An 18,915-nucleotide genomic window follows, 5' to 3' on the forward strand; every position below is an offset into this window, starting at 1 on the left:
GGTGTTTTAAGTAGTAAAAATGTTTTTGATTTTATTTATAATTCCTTGTAAAATGCTAAAGATTGTATCCGAAGAAAACCCACCAATTAAAGCAAGAATACTTTTATTAAATAAATTGATTTGTTTAGGATCTGTAGTATAAAATGCTATGATTTCTGACATGATAAGACCAGAAATTATTCCCAATATTATTTGTGATAAATACCCAATTGCATTTTCTGGGATTAAGGTTCCTTTTTTTAAAGAAATACTTACTTCTTTTAATAAAAAAAACAAAACGCCTAAACCTGCTATAGAACTTAAGTAAGCAATGTTTAACAGTAACGGAATACCACTATTGTTCATCATTCCTTTGTCTAAAGAATCGTTGTTTACTTCTGCAGACATACCAGTAGCTATATAAGTAATCAAAAAAACTATTGCTAATACAACCAAATTTCTTAGTAGAGGAAATTCTCTAAAAATAGAATTTCCATTTCCGTTTTTATTTAATTTTCTTGTATATCCAATAGATTTTGGTGTTGCCGGAGCTACGTTTTTACAAAGTAGATTATGTGCATTTATTAAATCGTCTACGTTACTATTTTGTATCAATGCATTCACTTCTGTGTTTACAGTAATTCCGTTATAAATAGCAAAAGACAACATATTATTTATTTCGCTACTTAACTCGCTAATAACCGTGTCAGAAATCCCAGGACTTAATTTTTCTAATATATTTTCTTTTTTTTCTGATGTTTTTTCTGTAATTTTTTTCTTACTGATGTTGGCTGATGTGGTCATTTTATGTGTTCATAAATTCGAATTAAAACTAATAAAATCAATTAGTTATATTTTAGGAATAAACCCTTTTTTTTATTTATGGGTATTTATACTCGAACTAAAAATGATATGTTTTTTAATGCTTATTTTTACATTATTAAACTTATTTTTTTATGAAATTTCTCAAACGAATTCTACTTGTATTATCAGTAATACTTATTATAGCGGTAATTTATAATTACCCGAAGTTGAATATTTTGGCTGGTTATTCAGCAAAAAATACTGCATCTTCTGTATATCTAGGTAAAAGAACTTTAGAGTTTACAGATAAAACAGATAATAATTTTTCTCCTGTAAACTTGGCTACAGATAAAGTAGATACATCTTCAAAATCTGCTACCTCATCTGCTTTTGGTTTGTTAACTAGAAAAGCAATTTATAGAGAAGGTTTAGGCGCTGTTTTAACTTTAAATAAAGATGATGAAAAAGCTAGTTATTTAAAACCTGTTAGATCTAATGCTGATAATGTAGCTGCTTTTCCTTATGGAAATGCACCACAAAAAGACACTGTTTTTGAAAATATAAATTATGATAAAATAACAAATGCTGTAGATAATATCTTCGGAAAAAGTAATTATTCTAGAGCCGCAGTTGTTGTTTATAAAGACCAAATTATAGCAGAGAAATATGCCGATGGTTTTACGAAAGACTCAAGAATTTTAGGTTGGTCTATGACAAAAAGTATTATGAGCACTGTTTACGGCATTTTACAGCATCAAAATAAGATAAACATACAAGATAAAGCACCCATTGATTCTTGGCAAAAAGACGCCAGAAAAGACATTACAATTCATAATTTATTACAAATGAATTCTGGTTTAGAATGGGACGAGAATTATGATGAAATTTCTGATGCAACAAAAATGTTATTTTTAGAAAGAGACATGACAAAAATGCAAGAAGAAAAACCTCTTGTAGGTAAGCCAAATGCAACTTGGAATTATTCTTCTGGAACGTCTAATTTATTATCTAAAATTTTAAGAAAACAATTTAATACACACCAAGAATACTTAGATTTTTGGTATACAGATTTTATAGATAAAATTGGCATGAACTCTATGGTTGTTGAAACTGATTTGGCCGGAAATTACGTAGCTTCTTCCTATGCTTGGGCAACGGCAAGAGATTGGGCAAAATTTGGGCTACTATACCTTAAAAATGGTAATTGGAACGGTGAAGAATTGTTTACTAAAGATTGGGTAGATTATGCAACTACACCAACGCCAACATCAAACGGAATTTATGGTGCTCAATTTTGGTTAAACACAAATGGAGGTTATAAAGATGTGCCAAAAAACATGTATTATGCAGATGGTTATCAAGGGCAAAGAGTATACGTTTTACCAGATGAAGAATTGGTAATTGTTCGTTTTGGGTTATCTGGATTTCAAGAAAATAAATTTTTAAGCGAAATTATATCTGCAATACAATAAAAAAACCACTTATTTCTAAGTGGTTTTATATCTATATTGTAAAAATGTTTTACTTCTTTCCCGAAATTAATCCTACAGCTAAGGCAGTTACACCAATTACAATAGTTATGTAAGAGCTAGTGTTATCTTGTGCTTCTACCAAATCTAAATCTCCAATAGAAACTTGTGTTTCTGGCTGAATCATTGTGTAGATTCCGTAAATAGTTAAAATAAGTCCTACAATTAACAATACTGTTTTAATACTTTTATTCATAATAAATAATTTTTAGTGATTAGTTTGGTATAAAATTACAAACTAACTTAAGTTATTATGAATGCAAATGATGCAGTGTTTAACTTATATGCTATAAATCGAAACCAATATTAACATTTAACTTCTTTGCAATTAGCTTAGTTATACGTTGTTTTACCTCTGGTATTTTAACACTTTCTAGTACCGTATTTGCAAATGCAAACATTAATAAAGCTTTTCCTTCTTTTTTTGGAATACCACGTTGTTGCATATAAAATAAAGCATCTTCATCTAACTGCCCAATGGTACAACCATGAGAACATTTTACATCATCTGCAAAAATTTCTAGTTGAGGTTTGGCGTTTATTGTTGCTTTATCACTAATTAAAACATTATTGTTTTGTTGATAAGCATTTGTTTTTTGAGCTTCTTTATTAACAATTACTTTTCCGTTAAAAACCCCTGTAGATCTTTCATCATAAATACCTTTATAATCTTGATGAGACTCGCAATTAGGTTCTATATGATGTACTAAAGTATGATGATCTACGTGTTGTTTACCTTCTATAATAGTAATTCCTTTTAAGATAGAATCTATATGTTCTCCTCTCTGAAAAAAGTTTAAGTTATTTCTAGTAATGTTACCACCAAAAGAAAAGGTATGCACAGAAACAACAGAATTAGATTTTTGTTCTATGTAAGAATTGTCTACTAATGATGCGTTTAAATCATCATTCTGAATTTTATAAATATCTACAGTTGCATCTTTAGCTGCGTAAACTTCTGTAACCGCATTTGTTAAAACTGGGTTAGAAGTTAAACTTTGATGACGCTCTATAATTTGAACGTGTGCATTTTGCTCTGCTACAATTAAATTTCTTGGTTGTAACATGGTAGCATCTTCTGTACCTGTTGTAAAATTTATAATTTGAATTGGCTTTTCTACTTCTACATTTTTAGGAATATAGATATAAGCACCTTCGTTTGCAAAAGCTGTATTTAAAGAAGTTAAATTATCTTCTTTTGCTATTTTATTAAAATAATTATCGATTACTGCTTTGTATTTTGGCTTTTTTAAAGCTGCAGACATTAAGCAAACATCAAAAGTATCATGTGTAGTTTCAGATAAAAAAGAACTGTACTTACCGTCGATAAAAACAAGCTTGTAAGCATCTATATCATGTATAAAATACTTCTTAACATCAGATAATTGAATTGTATTATCTTTATTAGGAAACAAACTATAATCTTGCTTTAAAACAGCGTTTAAAGAAGTGTATTTCCAAGCTTCTAATTTTTTGGTAGGAAAACCTAATTCTTCGAATGTTTGAAGCGCTTTAGACCTAATATCATGAATATCTGACTCTGTATCTACTTTATTTTCAAAAGCTACGTATGATGATAATAATTTATCTTTTAATTCCATTTTTTCAGTTTTCAGTTTTTAGTTTCAATAGTCAGTTATGTAAACTGCATACTGCTACTGCAAACTTATTTACACCAATTCTTGTTTAATCCAATCGTAACCTTTTGCTTCTAGTTCTAAAGCTAAAGAAGCATCGCCACTTTTAACAATTTTACCATCGTGTAAAACGTGTACAAAATCTGGTACGATATAATCTAATAAACGTTGGTAATGTGTAATTACAATAACCGCATTGTCTTTAGATTTTAATTTATTTACACCGTTAGCCACAATACGCAAAGCATCAATATCTAAACCAGAATCTGTTTCATCTAAGATGGCTAATTTTGGCTCTAACATTGCCATTTGAAAGATTTCGTTACGTTTCTTCTCTCCACCAGAAAAACCTTCGTTTAAAGAACGAGACAAAAATTTACGGTCTATTTCTAATAATTCAGATTTCTCACGAATCATTTTTAACATATCTTTTGCAGGCATGTCTTCTAAACCTTTTGCTTTTCTTGTTTCGTTAATAGCTGTTTTGATAAAGTTTGTAACAGAAACACCAGGAATTTCTACTGGATATTGAAAAGATAAAAACACACCATTATGTGCTCTTTCTTCTGGCGCAAGTTCACTAATATCTTCACCATCTAATTCGATAGAACCGTTAGTAACTTCATAGTCTTCTTTACCAGCAATAATATTAGCCAAAGTACTTTTTCCTGCACCATTTGGCCCCATAATTGCATGAACTTCTCCTGCTTTTACTTCTAAATTCAATCCTTTTAAAATTGATTTATCGTCTATACTTGCTTGTAAATTTTCTATTTTTAACATCTTATTTATGCTATTGGCTTTTAGCTTTATGCTATCGGCATTATTTTTATAATTATATATTTTGTGGTTGGGTACTAATTATCCAACACTTCCTTCTAAAGAAATTTCTAGTAATTTTTGAGCTTCTACAGCAAACTCCATTGGTAATTTGTTTAAAACCTCTTTACTAAACCCGTTTACAATTAAAGCAATTGCTTTTTCTGTATCAATACCACGTTGGTTACAGTAAAATAATTGGTCTTCACCAATTTTACTAGTTGTAGCCTCGTGTTCTATTTGTGCAGATTTGTTTTTGGTTTCTATGTAAGGAAAAGTGTGTGCTCCACATTCGTTACCCATTAATAAAGAGTCACATTGAGAGAAGTTACGAGCGTTTTCTGCTCTAGAATTTATCTGTACTAAACCTCTATAAGAGTTTTGAGATTTTCCTGCAGAGATACCTTTAGAAATAATTGTAGACTTAGTGTTTTTACCTAAGTGAATCATTTTTGTACCTGTATCTGCTTGTTGATGGTTGTTTGTTACTGCGATAGAATAAAACTCACCAACAGAATTATTTCCTTTTAACACACAAGAAGGATATTTCCAAGTAACTGCAGAACCAGTTTCTACTTGTGTCCAAGAAATTTTTGCATTTGTTTCACACAAACCTCTTTTGGTTACAAAATTGTAAACACCACCTTTACCTTCTTTATTACCAGGATACCAGTTTTGTACTGTAGAGTATTTAATTTCTGCATCGTCCATTGCAATTAATTCTACAACCGCTGCATGTAATTGGTTTTCATCTCTACTTGGTGCTGTACATCCTTCTAAGTAAGAAACATAACTACCAGCATCTGCAACTACTAAAGTTCTTTCAAATTGTCCTGTTCCACCTTCGTTAATTCTAAAATAGGTAGATAATTCCATCGGGCATTTTACACCTTTAGGAATGTAACAGAAAGATCCATCAGAAAAAACTGCAGAATTTAAGGCTGCGTAGAAGTTGTCTTTAGTTGGTACAACGGTACCTAAATATTTTTTAACTAAATCTGGGTGTTCTTGTATTGCTTCAGAAATTGGCATAAAAATAATTCCTTTTTCTGCAAGAGTTTCTTTAAAAGTTGTAGCTACAGAAACAGAATCCATTACAATATCTACTGCAACGTTGGCTAATTTCTTTTGTTCATCTAAAGAAATTCCTAAACGCTTAAAAGTGTCTAACAACTCTGGATCTACCTCATCTAAAGAGTTTAATTTTGGTTTCTTTTTTGGTGCAGAATAATAAGCAATGTCTTGAAAATTTGGTTTTTCATAATTTACATTAGCCCATTCTGGTTCTTCCATTTGCTCCCAAACTTTAAAAGCTTCTAATCGCCATTCGGTCATCCATTCTGGCTCATTTTTCTTTTTAGAGATTGCACGAACAACATCTTCATTTAAACCAACCGGAAATGTATCGCTTTCTATATCTGTATAAAACCCGTACTTATATTCTTGGGTTTTTAATTCTTGTTCTAAATCTTCTTCGGTGTACTTTGACATCTTTTTCTTAATTTTAAAGTGAAAAACTTTCTCCACAACCGCAAGTTCTATTTGCGTTAGGATTGTTAAAAACAAACCCTTTTCCGTTTAAACCACCAGAATATTCTAAAGTAGTTCCTACTAAATATAAAAAGCTTTTTTTGTCGACAATAATTTTAACGTCATTCTCTTCAAATACTTTATCGTTTTCTTCTTTTTTATTATCAAAAGTTAAATCGTAAGATAAACCCGAACAACCACCACTTTTTACACCAACTCTTATATAATCTGTTGCTGCATTAAAGCCGTCGTCAGTCATTAATTCTACGACCTTCTTTTTTGCTGAGTCTGATACTTTTATCATAATTTTAAATAGATTAAATCTAAACTGACTGCAAATATACAATATAACTAGAAGAAAAACGAAGAAGTTGTATTATGAAACCTAATAAACCAATTGGTTTTATTGATTATTTTTGAAAGGCAGGATTGTTAACAAATTCGTTGTCTGTTAATGTAAGTAAAAAAGCTTTTAAATCTGCTTTGTCTTTGGCTGTTAAATTAACACCACCTTGGTTAATTTTTTTCATTAGTGGATCTATTGTAGAAGATCTTTTTAGGCCTTCGGAGTAATGATTGATAACTTCGTCTAAAGTTGTAAATCTACCATCGTGCATATAAGGTGCTGTAAATGCTAAATTTCTAATAGACGGAGATTTAAATTTGCCGTTATCATTTGGGTCTCCGGTGATTTTACCTAAGCCTAAATCGATAAAATTTTCATCTAAACCGTTGTTGTGAAATTTGTTATCTGTCCATAAAGGGTTGTTGTTACTGCCATGGCAATGAAAACAATCACCTCTTTCTTCATCCATAAAAACATTAAAACCATTTGTTTCGTTTTCTGTTAATGTAGCTTCTCCTTGTAAATATTTATCAAATTTAGAATTGCCAGAAATCAACGTTCTTTCGAATTGAGCAATTGCTTTGGTAACAAGAGTAGAATCTATTTTTTCTGAATCAAAAGCTTGTGAAAACAAATTTCTGTAGGTTTCGTTTTGATTTAATTTTTCTGCAATATTTATCCAATCAGCATGCATTTCTATAGGATTTGTAACTGGTTCTAAAGCTTGTGTTTCTAGACCAAATTCTTTACCGTCCCAAGTAAAAAGTTCATCAAAATTCCATGCTAAATTAAATAATGGCATTGTGTTTCTTTTGCCAAAATTACCACTTACGCCTTTACTAAATTGTTTGTTATCTGTAAAAGCCTTTGAAGGGGTATGGCAGGTAGCGCAAGATTGTGTATTATCTTTTGAAAGAATTTTATCGAAAAATAGTTTTTTGCCTAAAGCGACACCTTCTATTGTTAATGGGTTGTCTACAGGAATTATAGGTGCAATTAATTTGTCAGAAAAAAGCGTTGGTATTTCTAAATTATATGCAACTGGTGTATAAAAATCTTTTTCTTTGGATGTGCAATTCATCAAAAGTAAAAAAGAAAAAAAGTACACGAAAAAGTTTTTCATTTTGTTAATTTATTTTGCCTAAAGTAAACACAGATTTACCATTTGCGCTTATCATTTTTTGGGCTTCAAAATTTGGCATTAAAACTGTGTTTAGTTCATTTAAATTCCATGTATTGGGGTTTTTAAACCATTCTGCAACATTCATTTTAACTTCTACAGTGGTGTTTTTTACAATTTTTATACTGCCTAAATCTACTTCAAAAGAAGTGTCTTCAAATTTTAAATCGTTTGGGTTTGTTCTGTCAACAGCTCTTATTGCATGAAAATTAAAACCAGTTTCTTCATCATTATTATTTAAAAATTTACCATCAAATTGCATGTAATGATAACCGCCACCAAGCATTGCAGGAACATTAAAATTTACAGAATTTAATAATTGATATTCACCATCTTTATTGTCTTTGTCTTGTAAGCCAAATGTAAACTTAAGATTGTAAGTGCCAGGTGAAATATCTGTTACAGAAATAGAAGAGCCATAATTTTCGCCAAAGTCTATTAAAAACTGATTATTGCTACCAACCAAACTTAGATTAGAAATTAAATAACGCAGCCTTTCGATACTTATTTTTTCTCCGTTTTCTGTAGTAAATTTAAGTTCATTTAATTCTTGATTTGTAATTTCTTTACCATTCCAATTGTGTGTAAAGTTTATGGTAGTTGTTATATTTTCTGGAAAAACACAACAATCTTTATCGTCTTTACAATTGGTAAAAAATAGTATAGAAATTAACAATGTAAAAGTAATTTTTTTCATCATAATTTAATTATTAGTGCGTCTGTAAAACCTTTGTTTTCTGGTATATCTTTATCAAAACTACTCGACTCGCCAACAGCAATAATACTGCTGTTTTTTAATACTGTAATATCGTATAAAAAATCGATTTTAGAGCCACCAAAGGTTTGTTGCCAAAGTAATTCGCCATCGTTATTTATTTTTATAATTAGTGCGTCATTTTGCCCTTTGTTTTCAAAACCATTGTCTAAACTTCTAGAGCTTCCTGCAATTACAAAGTCGTTGTCTTGAGTTTTTGTAATTGCTCTTGCTACATCAAAATTTGTTGCGCCAATTGTTTTTTCCCAAATAAGATTACCGTCTGTAGAAATTTTAAGAATCCATATATCTGCTGCACCGTTATTTTTAGAAACATTTTTGTCTTTACTTCTTGTGTCTCCAACAATTAAAAAATTACCATCATTGGTTGTGGTAATTGCTCTTGCTTCATCGATTTCTGAGCCACCAAAACTTTTTTCCCAAATAAGATTGCCAAAATTAGATATTTTAACAACCCAAAAATCATAGGTTCCTTTGTTATCAGAAATATTAAAATCGTTGCTATCGCTAGAGCCAACAATTATAAAATTGTTGTCATTGGTTTCGACAATTCCTAACGGAGTATCTGTAAAGCTACCACCAAAATATTTGCTCCAAAGTAAATTACCAATCTTGTCTATTTTTATTGCCCAATAATCTCCGCCAGCATGCTTTATAGCGTTGGTTTTTGCATTTCCTTGTCCGTTAGATGCTGTAACGTCTAAAACACCAGTAATTAAGAATCCGTTATCTTTTGTTTCTAAAAGAGTTGTGCCGTAATCTAAACCTAAATATCCAAAGCTTTTTTCTGATATTAAATTGCCCGAACTAGATAGTTTTATAAACCAAAAATCTTGAGAACCAGCATTTGAAGAGACATCTGAATCTTTACTTGTAGAATAGCCTAGAATTGCAAATTCTCCGTTTTTTGTTTCTATAATATCGGCAGCTCTATCATCATTAGAACCACCATAAGTTTTTTGCCATTCTAGTTGATTATCCGAAGAAAATTTAGAGATAAAAAAATCGAATGAAGTATTAGATTTATCTGTAATATTTAGATTGTTACTTTGTGTGTAACCTGCTGCAATAAAACCGCCATCTGCTGTTTTTTCTACAGAAGTAAAAGCATCATTATTAGTGCCGCCAATTGTTGTAATACTAGTGTTGTTTACAACGATATTATCGTTAATAGACAGTCTGTCTTTATTTGAGCAATTTAAAAGAAGTAAAAAGCAATATAACAGACAGATTTTTTTCATTTAGGTTTTACTTTTTCTGATAACAAACAAACCTCTATTAATATCGCTAATAATGATATTGCCAGATGGTAAATAAGGATACACGTTCCAGGCACCATTAAATGCTGTATTGTCATTTTCTGGATAGGTATCAAAAAAACCAACTTCTGTAAAGCTTTTTGCATCGATATTAGAAATATCTATTATTCTAACACCGGCAGTATAGCTTGCTTGAAAAAATAAATTGTCTTTTACATAACCATTGTGATCTATAGCAGCTGTTGGGCCAGAATAATCGAAATGATGTTTAGGGTTGTCTAAATCTGTAAAATCGAAAACAATCGTTCTTGTATTTAAACCTTTGTCCCTTTCATCTAGTTCATCTCCTAAAATAAAATATTTAAAGTCTTCTGTAAACCAGCCTTGGTGTGTGTACCCAATATTAGAATAACTAATAGAAGATATTTTAACAGGATTTTGCTTGTCTGTAATATCTGCAATTACAACTTCTGTTTCATTACTTCCTATTAATATTTCTCTACCAGAATAATCGGAATCGGGTCCGTTATAGGTTACTGCTTGCGCGTCGTGAGCATAGTCTTCAAAACCACCTTCGTCTACAGGTTTAAAAGGGTTGTTTATGTTGATAAATAAAGGGCCGCCTTTATAAGTTGCGCTTCTAGAAGTACCAACAGGATATGCGTAGCCTGTATCTTCATTAATAACAATATTGTGTGCGCTACCAAAAGAAGTAAACACTTTATCTGCAGTAAATTCTACCGGTATATTAACCAAACCTCTTAGGTTGTTTAGGTTAAAAATTTGCATTCCGTGATTGTCTGCTTCACTAACAATAAATGCAAAATCGTTATAAACTTTTACATCTCTCCAAAGACTATTTTCTGTTCTAGTTTTTAAAAAGCCAATAATTTTTGCATCTGCCGGATTGGTAATATCTATAAACGAAGTTCCTTTATTTGTACAAATAATAGCATATTCATTGTTTGTTACAGGATCTACCCAACCCCAAGAATCGTTACCTTGTGTGTTTTCACCTGCAATTTCATCTAAAGTAATGTGTGTAAGTAAATCGTAATCGTTACAAGGAAATTCGCCTGCAAAACCGTCTTCACATTTTGCAATCGGATTTATAATTGTTTGTTTCTCTGGCTCTACAACCTCTTTTTTAGAGCAACCAACTATAATTAAAACGAATATGAAAAAAGTTTTTTTTATCATTTTTAAATATTTATCAAGTAAAAACCTGCTTTAATTAGTATAACGTAATTATTGTTTTTTAGTACATAAAAACTCTATTAAGTAAAAATAAAGCTTTTATTTTTACTTCTCTATTAAAGGAACTCTGTAATTTTTAAGAATGTAAGTATCTTTGCAGCATGATAGAAGATAAAAACACACAAAAAACATCGTTAGCCGAACTTGGTGAGTTTGGTTTAATAAATCATATTACAAAATATTTTAAAGCAGAAAATGCCACAACAGTGAAAGCAATCGGAGATGATGCTGCTGTTTTAGATACATCAGAAAAACAAACTTTGGTTACTACAGATTTGTTAATAGAAGGTGTGCATTTCGATTTAAGCTATATGCCTCTTAAACACCTAGGTTATAAGGTAATTATGGTTAATTTGTCTGATGTTTATGCTATGAATGGTGTTGCAGAACAAGTAACTGTTTCTATTGCTGTTTCTAATCGTTTTCCTTTAGAAGCAATAGAAGAATTGTACGCAGGTATTCAATTAGCATGTAATACTTATAATGTAGATTTAATTGGTGGCGATACAACATCTTCTACCAAAGGAATTTTAATTTCTGTAACAGCTATTGGTAAAGCAACAAAAGAGGATGTTGTGTATAGAAATGGTGCTAAAGAAACCGATTTAATAGTTGTTTCTGGTGATTTAGGGGCTGCATATTTAGGTTTGCAAGTTTTAGAAAGAGAAAAACAAGTTTTTAAAGTAGATCCAAACAACCAACCAGATTTAGACAATTATACCTATTTAATTGAAAGACAATTAAAACCAGAAGCACGTAAAGACGTTGCTGGTATTTTAAAAGAATTAGAAGTTAAACCTACTTCTATGATTGATATTTCTGATGGACTTTCATCAGAAATTATGCACATTTGTTCGCAATCTAAAGTGGGATGTAAAATTTATGAAGACAAATTACCTTTAGATCCACAAGTTATTTCAGCTTGCGAAGAATTTGAACTAGACTCTACAATGGTTGCTTTAAGTGGAGGTGAAGATTATGAGTTGCTTTTTACAGTGCCAATTGCAGATTTTGATAAGATTAAAGGAAATCCTAATTTTTCTATCATTGGTCATATCATTGCAGAGAATCAAGGTTTAAATCTTGTTACAAGAGCAAATCAAGAAATAGAATTAAAAGCTCAAGGCTGGAATCCTTTAAAAGGAGAATAAAATATTTTATAAACAAAAAAGGCGCAAATTTTAAATTTGCGCCTTTTTTGTTTTATTCTTTTTAAGAAAAATTTAGTTTTTTGTAGTTACTTTTTCTTCTAGATCTAAATTAAATTTCTTGATAGATTTTATTTTTTTAGAGATTTCATCATAGGTTTTCCAGTAACCATCTTTTAAATTATTTTTAAAATTAGGTTATTAGATTCTTACAAAGTCTTTTAAAGCAATAATTAATTCGGATGTGTTTTCTATATGACTCATATGTCCAGAAGGCAAAACTACATATTTGGCATTGGTTTCTTTAGCCTCTTCAATTAACGTATCAGCGTTTAAAATTCGATCATTTTTACCAATAATCATCAATTTTTTAAAAGTACTTTCTTTTAAGAATTCTAAAGAGTTTGGTCTGTTTTTCATTCCTTCGTTTGCAGCAATATATCCTTGCAAAGAAGTTTGTAAAGCTTCGGTTTTAACTTGGCTAATTTCCTCTTTAAATTTTAATGTATTTTCTTGATGAAATAAATTGGAGACAGACATTTTTATCATGTTGTCAAAATTCTGTTGTACCATTTTATTGGCTCTAATTCTTAATTTTTTTCGTTCTTCAGAATCATCAGCAGTTGTAGAGTTCATCAAACAAATACCTTTAATATTTGTTGCTTTTTGTTTTGCCATTGCCAAAGCAACATAACCACCTAAAGAATGACCAATAATAAAGTATTTTCTAATTCTTAAATGTTTTAAAACAGCATGTATTGTATCTGCAAATAAATCCATAGAATGTACATAACCTAAGCAATCAGAATTTCCATGACCTAATAAATCAATAGTAATAATTCTGTTTTTTTTAGATAATTCATCAGTAATGATGTTCCACATTTTAGCATTTTCTAAAAAGCCATGTAGCAAAACAATTGCGCTTCCTTTACCAGTATCAGAAAAAGAAATGTTTGCATTTTTAAATTGAATAGAATCTTGCATCTCGCAAAAATATGTATATTTCGCCCACTAAGACAATATTTACCATGAACAAAACAAAAGAAATTTGGATTGCTGGATTTGCCCTTTTTTCGCTTTTTTTCGGAGCAGGAAATTTAATTTTACCGCCAAATTTAGGTGTAAAAGCTGGTGAAGATTGGTGGATTGTTGTCTTGGGTTTTATAGCTACGGCAATTATAATTCCTATTTTGGCAATTTTTGCGCATGCAAAATTACAAGGAACTTTGTATGATTTAGGTAAAAAAGTGTCGCCAGTTTTTAGTACAATTTTTTGTTTTTTAATATACATTATTGCCATTGCAATACCATCACCAAGAACAGCTGCGGTAACGCATGAAATGGCAATTCAGCCATTTTTCGATTCGCCAGCAATATTAACTAGTATTATTTACTTTGTTTTGGTGTTTTTGTTTTCTGTAAATAGATCTAGAATAATTGGATTAATTGGTAAGTTTTTAACACCAATAATTGTTGTAATTTTACTAGTAATTATAGGTATTTCCTTTTTTGTATCTTCAGGATCTTTAGAAGTTACTTCGTTTAAAAACCCTTTTATTGACGGAGTATTAGAAGGATATCAAACTTTTGATGCAATTGCTGGCGTGGTTGTTGGCGCAGTTATTATAATTTCTTTAGATTATAGCAATCATAACAGTTTTGATGAAAGAAAAAGGTTGATAAGAAAAGCGGGTTTAATTGCCGGTACAGGTTTGTTATTAATTTACGGAGGTTTAATATTAAGCGGTGCTTTGTTTGCAAATTCTTTTGCAGAAAACGCCACCAGAATAGAAGTTTTATCTGGTTTAAGTACTAAAACTTTAGGAACTTTTGGTACAACATTTTTAAGTGTTTTAGTTGCTTTGGCTTGTTTTACAACGGCAGTTGGTATTGTAACAGGTACTGCAGATTATATAAAAGGAATTTGTAAAAATTCTAAAAAAGCGTATATAATTACAGCGGCTGTATGTTCTGTAATTGGTATTATAGTTGGTAGTTACAATGTTGGTTTTATTATTGATGTTGCTGTACCAGCGTTAATGCTTTTATATCCAATTACAATTATGTTAATATTATTAAACGTTATACCAGAAAAGTATGCTTCTAAAATGGTTTTTAGAGCGGTTATCTTGGTAACATTTGTATTTAGTATTCCAGATTTTTTAGGCTTTATAATTCCTAGAGAAAACTTAACAGGTATTAAAAACATTATTCCGTTAGCAGAACATAGTTTGGGTTGGGTTTTACCCGCTATTTTAGTTTTTCTAGGATTTAATGTAAAGAAATTCAGTAAAGCCTAAGCGTTACTTTTTTTGAAAAAAAAAGATAGAAAGTTTAATAAATTTTCTACGACCAACATATTATGGCGGTTCAAGATATTGTAAAATACACTTTTAAAGATATTTTTTCGGTAAGCACAGTTCGATTCGAAAAAGCTTGTACAATAGATCATTCTGTGCAACAAAATGCCTATGCAATCTACTGGATTCAAGAAGGTAGCGGAACGTATAATATCGATTTTAAACAATATCATTTTGATGATAATGTTTTGTTTTTCTTATCTCCAGGACAAGTTTTTACTGTAGATTCAGAACAAATAAAAACGGCATATAAACTTACTTTTGTAAAAGATTTTTACTGCATACAAACGCACGATGCAGAGGTTGCTTGTAACGGAATTTTATTCAACAATATTTACGAAACTCCGTTTGTAAAACCATGTAAAAAAGACACCGATAAATTAGACTTTATATTAACAAGTTTACTCGAAGAGTTTCAGCAAAACGAAACAGCGCAGTACGATATGTTACAAGCCTATTTAAAGCAATTTATTATTTCTGCTGTTCGTGTAAAAAAAGAAAACCATGTTGTTAAAGAAGATGTCGAAACACGCCTTTTTAAAGATTTTAGTTTGTTGGTAGAGCAAAATTACAAAACACTTCATTCTGTAACAGATTATGCAAAAAGATTAGGTCTTTCGCCAAAATCAATCACAAAACATTTTCAAAAAGCTGGTACAATTTCGCCATCAGAATTTATAAAAAACAGAATTTTGTTAGAAGCAAAACGCTTGTTAATTTACACCGATAAAACCGTAAAAGAAATCGCATTCGAGTTAGGTTTTAACGATCCGGCATATTTTACGCGTTTCTTTACAAAGGCAATTTCAAAATCGCCACTTCAATTTAAAAAAGACTATTAAAATTATTTTATTTCTTTTTTTTGGCGTGCCCTTTCAGGTCAGGCTTTCGAAACTCGCTTTTTAAAGTTTTATCAAACTTTAAAAGAGCTCAAACAAATTTCTCAATCCTTCACGCGTGCATTTTTGTGGGCTTTATTTCAAAGTCCAAACAGTAAGAACTTTTGTCCAATTTTAGAGCTTAATGTTGGTTATACCTTTGCAGTGTCAATCAATAAGAACTTAAAATAAACATATGAAATCAATAGAAAATACACAATGTCCCAATTGTTGGGGTTACCAAACGTACGACGAGCAAAATCAAAACCAGCAACTTTGCGAATGCAAATAAATTATTTAAAAAATAACAATTCATTTAAAAACAGATATTATGAGTACATATAATGTTCCAACAAAAAACGAAGTATCAGAAAACAACCAAGCAATATTTAGTCAGTTAGAAAAAGGTTTAGGTTTTGTACCAAACTTATATGCGGCATTTGCACATAGCGAAACTGCTTTGGGTAATTTTTTAGCAATAGGAAATGGTAAAACTAGTTTTTCTGCCAAAGAAAAAGAAGTAATAAATTTAGCTGTAAGTCAAGTAAACGAATGTGTTTATTGTTTATCTGCCCACACAGCAATTGGTAAAATGAATGGCTTTACAGAAGCACAAATTTTAGAATTAAGAGCAGGTAAAGCTTCTTTTGATGCAAAATTAAATGCATTGGCAAACTTTGCTAAAAGTACAGCAGAAAACAGAGGTGCAGCAACACCAGCAACAGTAGAAAACTTATATGCACAAGGTTACACAAAAGGAAATTTAGCAGATGCGATAATCTTAATTGGTGAAATTACAATTACAAATTATTTTCATAAAATAACAGATGTAGCTGTAGATTTTCCGTTAGCAGAAGCTTTATAAATAGTAGAACAATAATTTAATAATTTTAATAAACAACAATCATGAAAAAAATAATCGCAATTTTAGTATTAGTAGTAGGTTTTGCATTTAACACAAATGCACAAGAAGTAAAAACAGTTTCTTTAGAACAAACAAAAGGAGAGTTTACACAAAAGCAAATAACGTTATCCGAAGGAACTTATATTTTTGAAATAGCTAACAACAACGTAGGGCACAATGTAGGTTTTGTTTTAGCGCCAAAAGCAAATGTAAAAGCACACATCAAAAACGCTTATGTAACTGCACAAGTAAAAGATAACAGCAAAGAAACTTCAAAAGAAGTAACGCTTAAAAAAGGAGAATATGTTTATTTCTGCCCTTTAAACCCAACACCACAATACACTTTAATCGTAGAGTAGTTTTTTAATTCAATTAGTTAAAAAGGCGAACAGAAATGTTCGCCTTTTTTTATTTTTTAGTTATTTAAATTAAAGTTTAAATAAATAGAAACTGCTTGTTTTGGAGTAACGTTACCTCCAAATAAATTATGCGAAATTGGTAGCGTATAATTGGCTCCAAAAATAAAATCTTTAGTAGTTATTTCTGCACCTAAAGTTCCGTTAAAAACGTTGCCATCTGTTTTTGCAATTTCTTCGTCATACTGCTTAATTTTATTATAAATATTACCAGAAAAGCCTACAAAAGGCAATAACATATACTTTTCTTTAGAAATAGCATAAAAAAAGTTAGAAGCATAACTAAACTGATTCCCGAACTTGTATTCATTTTTATTCTCGTTTTTAAAATAGTAAGTTAAGCTAGTATTTACGCCAAATTTATCTGCACCATAACTATGTGCAAGACCTAAAATACCGTCTAAACTTCCAGTTCCTAATTGAAAACCAGGATTTACTCTATCTGTTAAAACTTGTTCGAATTTACCTGTTGGTAACTTGGCTCCTAAACCAATTTCTAACGAATGTCTAGAAGGTTCTCGTGTAACATTTGTGTACAATTTAGACTTTTCTTCATCTACTTTTTTGTAAAATTTAAATTTGTACCAACTCATTATGGTTACGTCTCCAAAACCATTTATATTTTCGTTTCTATCTGTATATTCTCTATTTAAATCTTGATATGGTAAAATTGCACTCACATATAAATTTTCACTTATTGGTAACCTTCCCCATAATTGATACGTATGAAAATTTTCTGTACTTGTTGGCGAATTATTAAAAACACCATCTTTCGATTCAAATTTTTGAAAAATATATCTTACACCCACAAAGCTCGCATTGTTTAAAGTACCTAAACCAAAACTACCGCTACTTGTAGAGCAACCGCATAAATCACAGAAATAATATTCGAAAGTATGATTGTTGTGATAGGTACATATTTCTTTGTTTGTATTAGCAAAACTAGCAAGTGTTATCCATACAAATACTAAAAGTGCAATTGTTTTTTTTATTTTAAAATTCTGCAAAACGTTTATCATTTAAAAATGTGTTATCTGTTAATGTGTTTAAAAAAGCAAGTAATGCTGTTTTTTCTTCGGATGATAGATCGATACCTAAATTGCCATTAGATTTTATTAGTAAAGTGTCTACAACGCCACCATTTTGTATCATTCCATCAGAATAAAAATCTAATACGGCTTCTAAATTTCCAAATCTGCCATCGTGCATGTACGGAAAAGATTTTGCTACATTTCTTAAACTTGGTACTCTAAATTTGTAAAAATCTTCTTCGAGACCAGAAACTCTTTTTCTTCCTTCTTCCTCTGGGAATTTGTAGTTTGTTGGCAATCCGTTATTTCTATAGCTTTGGTCTGTAAATAGCGCTCCAGAATGGCAAGCAGCACATTTATTATTAAAAACTTCGAAACCTTTACTTTCTAGTTCTGTAAAAGTGGCATCTACTTCGTTTCTAATTACTTTATCGTATTTAGAATCTCCAGAAATCATAGTTACCATAAATTGAGATAAAGCTTTTAGCATTCGTTCTGATGTAACTTCTTTATCACCAAAAGCATTTGTAAAAAGAACTTCGTACTCTTGATAAGAATTCAATTTAGAAAGCACAGAAGGTATGGTTTCATTCATTTCTACATCACTAGTAATTGGAATTATTGGTTGTAGATCTAAATGAATTGCGGCGCCATCCCAAGTAAATTCGCTAAAAAAAGCTAAATTCTGAATAGGTTGTGCATTTCTAAAACCAACTTTACCATCAACCCCATGACTAACTGTATGGCCATGATGTGTAAAAGCAGAAGCTTGTTCATGACAGAACCCGCAAGAAATTATTCCGTCGGAAGCCAATCTTCCTTCGTAAAACAGTTTTTTACCAAGTGCAACGCCTTCTTCGGTTAGTGGATTTTGGCTCAAATCGTACAATAATCCCGGAAAATTACTTGGAATTTTTAATTCTATGTTTTTAGGAATTAACACATATTCTTCTTCATCTTTTGCACAAGAAAAAAATGTAATAAAACCTAGATATAATAGGATAAATTTTTTCATAACTGGTAGAAAACCGTTGTTAAGATTTCTTCTTAACAACGGTTTTAT

The 18,915-nt window shown here is 30.5% G+C and carries 19 protein-coding genes; 6 read left to right on the forward strand and 13 right to left on the reverse strand.

What is annotated here, in order from left to right; all coding sequences use genetic code 11:
* Window positions 1–6: 6 nt before the first annotated feature.
* Window positions 7–783, reverse strand: coding sequence for a hypothetical protein (locus tag ACYPV9_RS01210; protein WP_459741327.1), 777 nt, complete (start codon window positions 781–783; stop codon window positions 7–9).
* 152 nt (window positions 784–935) lie between these two features.
* Here ACYPV9_RS01210 and ACYPV9_RS01215 point away from each other — a divergent pair, with 152 nt between their 5' ends.
* Complete coding sequence (locus ACYPV9_RS01215; RefSeq protein ID WP_459741329.1) at window positions 936–2,255, forward strand: serine hydrolase domain-containing protein; 1,320 nt, start codon at window positions 936–938, stop codon at window positions 2,253–2,255.
* Window positions 2,256–2,304: 49 nt separating this feature from the next.
* Here ACYPV9_RS01215 and ACYPV9_RS01220 read toward each other — a convergent pair whose 3' ends face one another.
* The 9 genes from ACYPV9_RS01220 to ACYPV9_RS01260 form a co-directional block, all read right to left on the reverse strand.
* A complete protein-coding gene (locus ACYPV9_RS01220; protein ID WP_459741330.1) occupies window positions 2,305–2,508 on the reverse strand; it encodes a hypothetical protein in 204 nt (67 codons plus the stop codon).
* Window positions 2,509–2,599: 91 nt separating this feature from the next.
* Window positions 2,600–3,913, reverse strand: coding sequence for a Fe-S cluster assembly protein SufD (sufD, locus tag ACYPV9_RS01225; protein ID WP_299064509.1), 1,314 nt, complete (start codon window positions 3,911–3,913; stop codon window positions 2,600–2,602).
* A 69-nt stretch (window positions 3,914–3,982) separates the two neighbouring features.
* On the reverse strand, window positions 3,983–4,732 hold the full coding sequence (gene sufC, locus ACYPV9_RS01230; RefSeq protein ID WP_077810620.1) for a Fe-S cluster assembly ATPase SufC: 750 nt from the start codon (window positions 4,730–4,732) through the stop codon (window positions 3,983–3,985).
* A 78-nt stretch (window positions 4,733–4,810) separates the two neighbouring features.
* Window positions 4,811–6,259: a Fe-S cluster assembly protein SufB gene (sufB, locus tag ACYPV9_RS01235; protein WP_299064511.1), complete on the reverse strand. Its 1,449-nt coding sequence runs from the start codon at window positions 6,257–6,259 to the stop codon at window positions 4,811–4,813.
* A gap of 13 nt (window positions 6,260–6,272) precedes the next feature.
* The gene (locus tag ACYPV9_RS01240) at window positions 6,273–6,602 is read right to left on the reverse strand and encodes a HesB/IscA family protein (protein WP_077810618.1); all 330 of its coding nucleotides are present in this window, start codon (window positions 6,600–6,602) and stop codon (window positions 6,273–6,275) included.
* Window positions 6,603–6,708: 106 nt separating this feature from the next.
* The gene (locus tag ACYPV9_RS01245; protein ID WP_459741333.1) at window positions 6,709–7,767 is read right to left on the reverse strand and encodes a cytochrome-c peroxidase; all 1,059 of its coding nucleotides are present in this window, start codon (window positions 7,765–7,767) and stop codon (window positions 6,709–6,711) included.
* A 4-nt stretch (window positions 7,768–7,771) separates the two neighbouring features.
* Window positions 7,772–8,524, reverse strand: a complete 753-nt coding sequence (locus ACYPV9_RS01250) for an MbnP family protein (protein WP_459741334.1) — start codon at window positions 8,522–8,524, stop codon at window positions 7,772–7,774.
* Window positions 8,521–9,840, reverse strand: coding sequence for a hypothetical protein (locus ACYPV9_RS01255; RefSeq protein ID WP_459741335.1), 1,320 nt, complete (start codon window positions 9,838–9,840; stop codon window positions 8,521–8,523). The genes ACYPV9_RS01250 and ACYPV9_RS01255 overlap by 4 nt, the downstream gene beginning before the upstream one ends.
* The gene (locus ACYPV9_RS01260) at window positions 9,841–11,058 is read right to left on the reverse strand and encodes a choice-of-anchor B family protein (RefSeq protein WP_299064515.1); all 1,218 of its coding nucleotides are present in this window, start codon (window positions 11,056–11,058) and stop codon (window positions 9,841–9,843) included.
* A gap of 158 nt (window positions 11,059–11,216) precedes the next feature.
* On the opposite strand from ACYPV9_RS01260, the gene thiL reads away from it, so the two are divergent.
* On the forward strand, window positions 11,217–12,266 hold the full coding sequence (gene thiL / locus ACYPV9_RS01265) for a thiamine-phosphate kinase (protein ID WP_299064519.1): 1,050 nt from the start codon (window positions 11,217–11,219) through the stop codon (window positions 12,264–12,266).
* 198 nt (window positions 12,267–12,464) lie between these two features.
* On the opposite strand, the gene ACYPV9_RS01270 is transcribed toward thiL, so the two are convergent.
* A complete protein-coding gene (locus ACYPV9_RS01270) occupies window positions 12,465–13,247 on the reverse strand; it encodes an alpha/beta fold hydrolase (RefSeq protein ID WP_299064521.1) in 783 nt (260 codons plus the stop codon).
* Window positions 13,248–13,291: 44 nt separating this feature from the next.
* Between ACYPV9_RS01270 and brnQ the strand changes: the two genes are divergently transcribed.
* The 4 genes from brnQ to ACYPV9_RS01290 all read left to right on the forward strand — a co-directional run bounded on the left by brnQ (window position 13,292) and on the right by ACYPV9_RS01290 (window position 16,764).
* Window positions 13,292–14,563 (forward strand): branched-chain amino acid transport system II carrier protein, encoded by a 1,272-nt coding sequence (gene brnQ, locus ACYPV9_RS01275; protein ID WP_299064523.1) that lies wholly within the window; start codon window positions 13,292–13,294, stop codon window positions 14,561–14,563.
* 62 nt (window positions 14,564–14,625) lie between these two features.
* Window positions 14,626–15,465, forward strand: a complete 840-nt coding sequence (locus ACYPV9_RS01280; RefSeq protein WP_459741338.1) for a helix-turn-helix domain-containing protein — start codon at window positions 14,626–14,628, stop codon at window positions 15,463–15,465.
* A gap of 367 nt (window positions 15,466–15,832) precedes the next feature.
* Window positions 15,833–16,366 (forward strand): carboxymuconolactone decarboxylase family protein, encoded by a 534-nt coding sequence (locus ACYPV9_RS01285; RefSeq protein WP_299064527.1) that lies wholly within the window; start codon window positions 15,833–15,835, stop codon window positions 16,364–16,366.
* A gap of 41 nt (window positions 16,367–16,407) precedes the next feature.
* Window positions 16,408–16,764 carry a cupredoxin domain-containing protein gene (locus ACYPV9_RS01290; RefSeq protein ID WP_459741340.1) on the forward strand — a complete coding sequence of 119 codons (357 nt, stop codon included), beginning with the start codon at window positions 16,408–16,410 and terminating at the stop codon, window positions 16,762–16,764.
* A gap of 56 nt (window positions 16,765–16,820) precedes the next feature.
* Here ACYPV9_RS01290 and ACYPV9_RS01295 read toward each other — a convergent pair whose 3' ends face one another.
* Both ACYPV9_RS01295 and ACYPV9_RS01300 read right to left on the reverse strand, forming a co-directional pair.
* A complete protein-coding gene (locus tag ACYPV9_RS01295) occupies window positions 16,821–17,840 on the reverse strand; it encodes a transporter family protein (RefSeq protein WP_459741341.1) in 1,020 nt (339 codons plus the stop codon).
* Window positions 17,815–18,867, reverse strand: a complete 1,053-nt coding sequence (locus ACYPV9_RS01300; protein WP_459741342.1) for a cytochrome-c peroxidase — start codon at window positions 18,865–18,867, stop codon at window positions 17,815–17,817. Before ACYPV9_RS01300 ends, ACYPV9_RS01295 begins: the two co-directional genes overlap by 26 nt.
* Window positions 18,868–18,915 lie beyond the last annotated feature (48 nt).

This window comes from Polaribacter sp. OB-PA-B3 (genome assembly GCF_054589375.1).

Bases quoted from the DNA above. Each gene is read 5' to 3' on its own strand.
- ACYPV9_RS01250 (WP_459741334.1), bottom strand. From the start codon at position 8,524: ATGATGAAAAAAATTACTTTTACATTGTTAATTTCTATACTATTTTTT.
- sufB (WP_299064511.1), bottom strand. From the start codon at position 6,259: ATGTCAAAGTACACCGAAGAAGATTTAGAACAAGAATTAAAAACCCAA.
- ACYPV9_RS01240 (WP_077810618.1), bottom strand. From the start codon at position 6,602: ATGATAAAAGTATCAGACTCAGCAAAAAAGAAGGTCGTAGAATTAATG.
- ACYPV9_RS01295 (WP_459741341.1), bottom strand. From the start codon at position 17,840: ATGATAAACGTTTTGCAGAATTTTAAAATAAAAAAAACAATTGCACTT.
- ACYPV9_RS01300 (WP_459741342.1), bottom strand. From the start codon at position 18,867: ATGAAAAAATTTATCCTATTATATCTAGGTTTTATTACATTTTTTTCT.
- sufD (WP_299064509.1), bottom strand. From the start codon at position 3,913: ATGGAATTAAAAGATAAATTATTATCATCATACGTAGCTTTTGAAAAT.
- ACYPV9_RS01220 (WP_459741330.1), bottom strand. From the start codon at position 2,508: ATGAATAAAAGTATTAAAACAGTATTGTTAATTGTAGGACTTATTTTA.
- ACYPV9_RS01260 (WP_299064515.1), bottom strand. From the start codon at position 11,058: ATGATAAAAAAAACTTTTTTCATATTCGTTTTAATTATAGTTGGTTGC.
- ACYPV9_RS01270 (WP_299064521.1), bottom strand. From the start codon at position 13,247: ATGCAAGATTCTATTCAATTTAAAAATGCAAACATTTCTTTTTCTGAT.
- ACYPV9_RS01245 (WP_459741333.1), bottom strand. From the start codon at position 7,767: ATGAAAAACTTTTTCGTGTACTTTTTTTCTTTTTTACTTTTGATGAAT.
- ACYPV9_RS01255 (WP_459741335.1), bottom strand. From the start codon at position 9,840: ATGAAAAAAATCTGTCTGTTATATTGCTTTTTACTTCTTTTAAATTGC.
- ACYPV9_RS01285 (WP_299064527.1), top strand. From the start codon at position 15,833: ATGAGTACATATAATGTTCCAACAAAAAACGAAGTATCAGAAAACAAC.
- brnQ (WP_299064523.1), top strand. From the start codon at position 13,292: ATGAACAAAACAAAAGAAATTTGGATTGCTGGATTTGCCCTTTTTTCG.
- thiL (WP_299064519.1), top strand. From the start codon at position 11,217: ATGATAGAAGATAAAAACACACAAAAAACATCGTTAGCCGAACTTGGT.
- sufC (WP_077810620.1), bottom strand. From the start codon at position 4,732: ATGTTAAAAATAGAAAATTTACAAGCAAGTATAGACGATAAATCAATT.
- ACYPV9_RS01215 (WP_459741329.1), top strand. From the start codon at position 936: ATGAAATTTCTCAAACGAATTCTACTTGTATTATCAGTAATACTTATT.
- ACYPV9_RS01290 (WP_459741340.1), top strand. From the start codon at position 16,408: ATGAAAAAAATAATCGCAATTTTAGTATTAGTAGTAGGTTTTGCATTT.
- ACYPV9_RS01210 (WP_459741327.1), bottom strand. From the start codon at position 783: ATGACCACATCAGCCAACATCAGTAAGAAAAAAATTACAGAAAAAACA.
- ACYPV9_RS01280 (WP_459741338.1), top strand. From the start codon at position 14,626: ATGGCGGTTCAAGATATTGTAAAATACACTTTTAAAGATATTTTTTCG.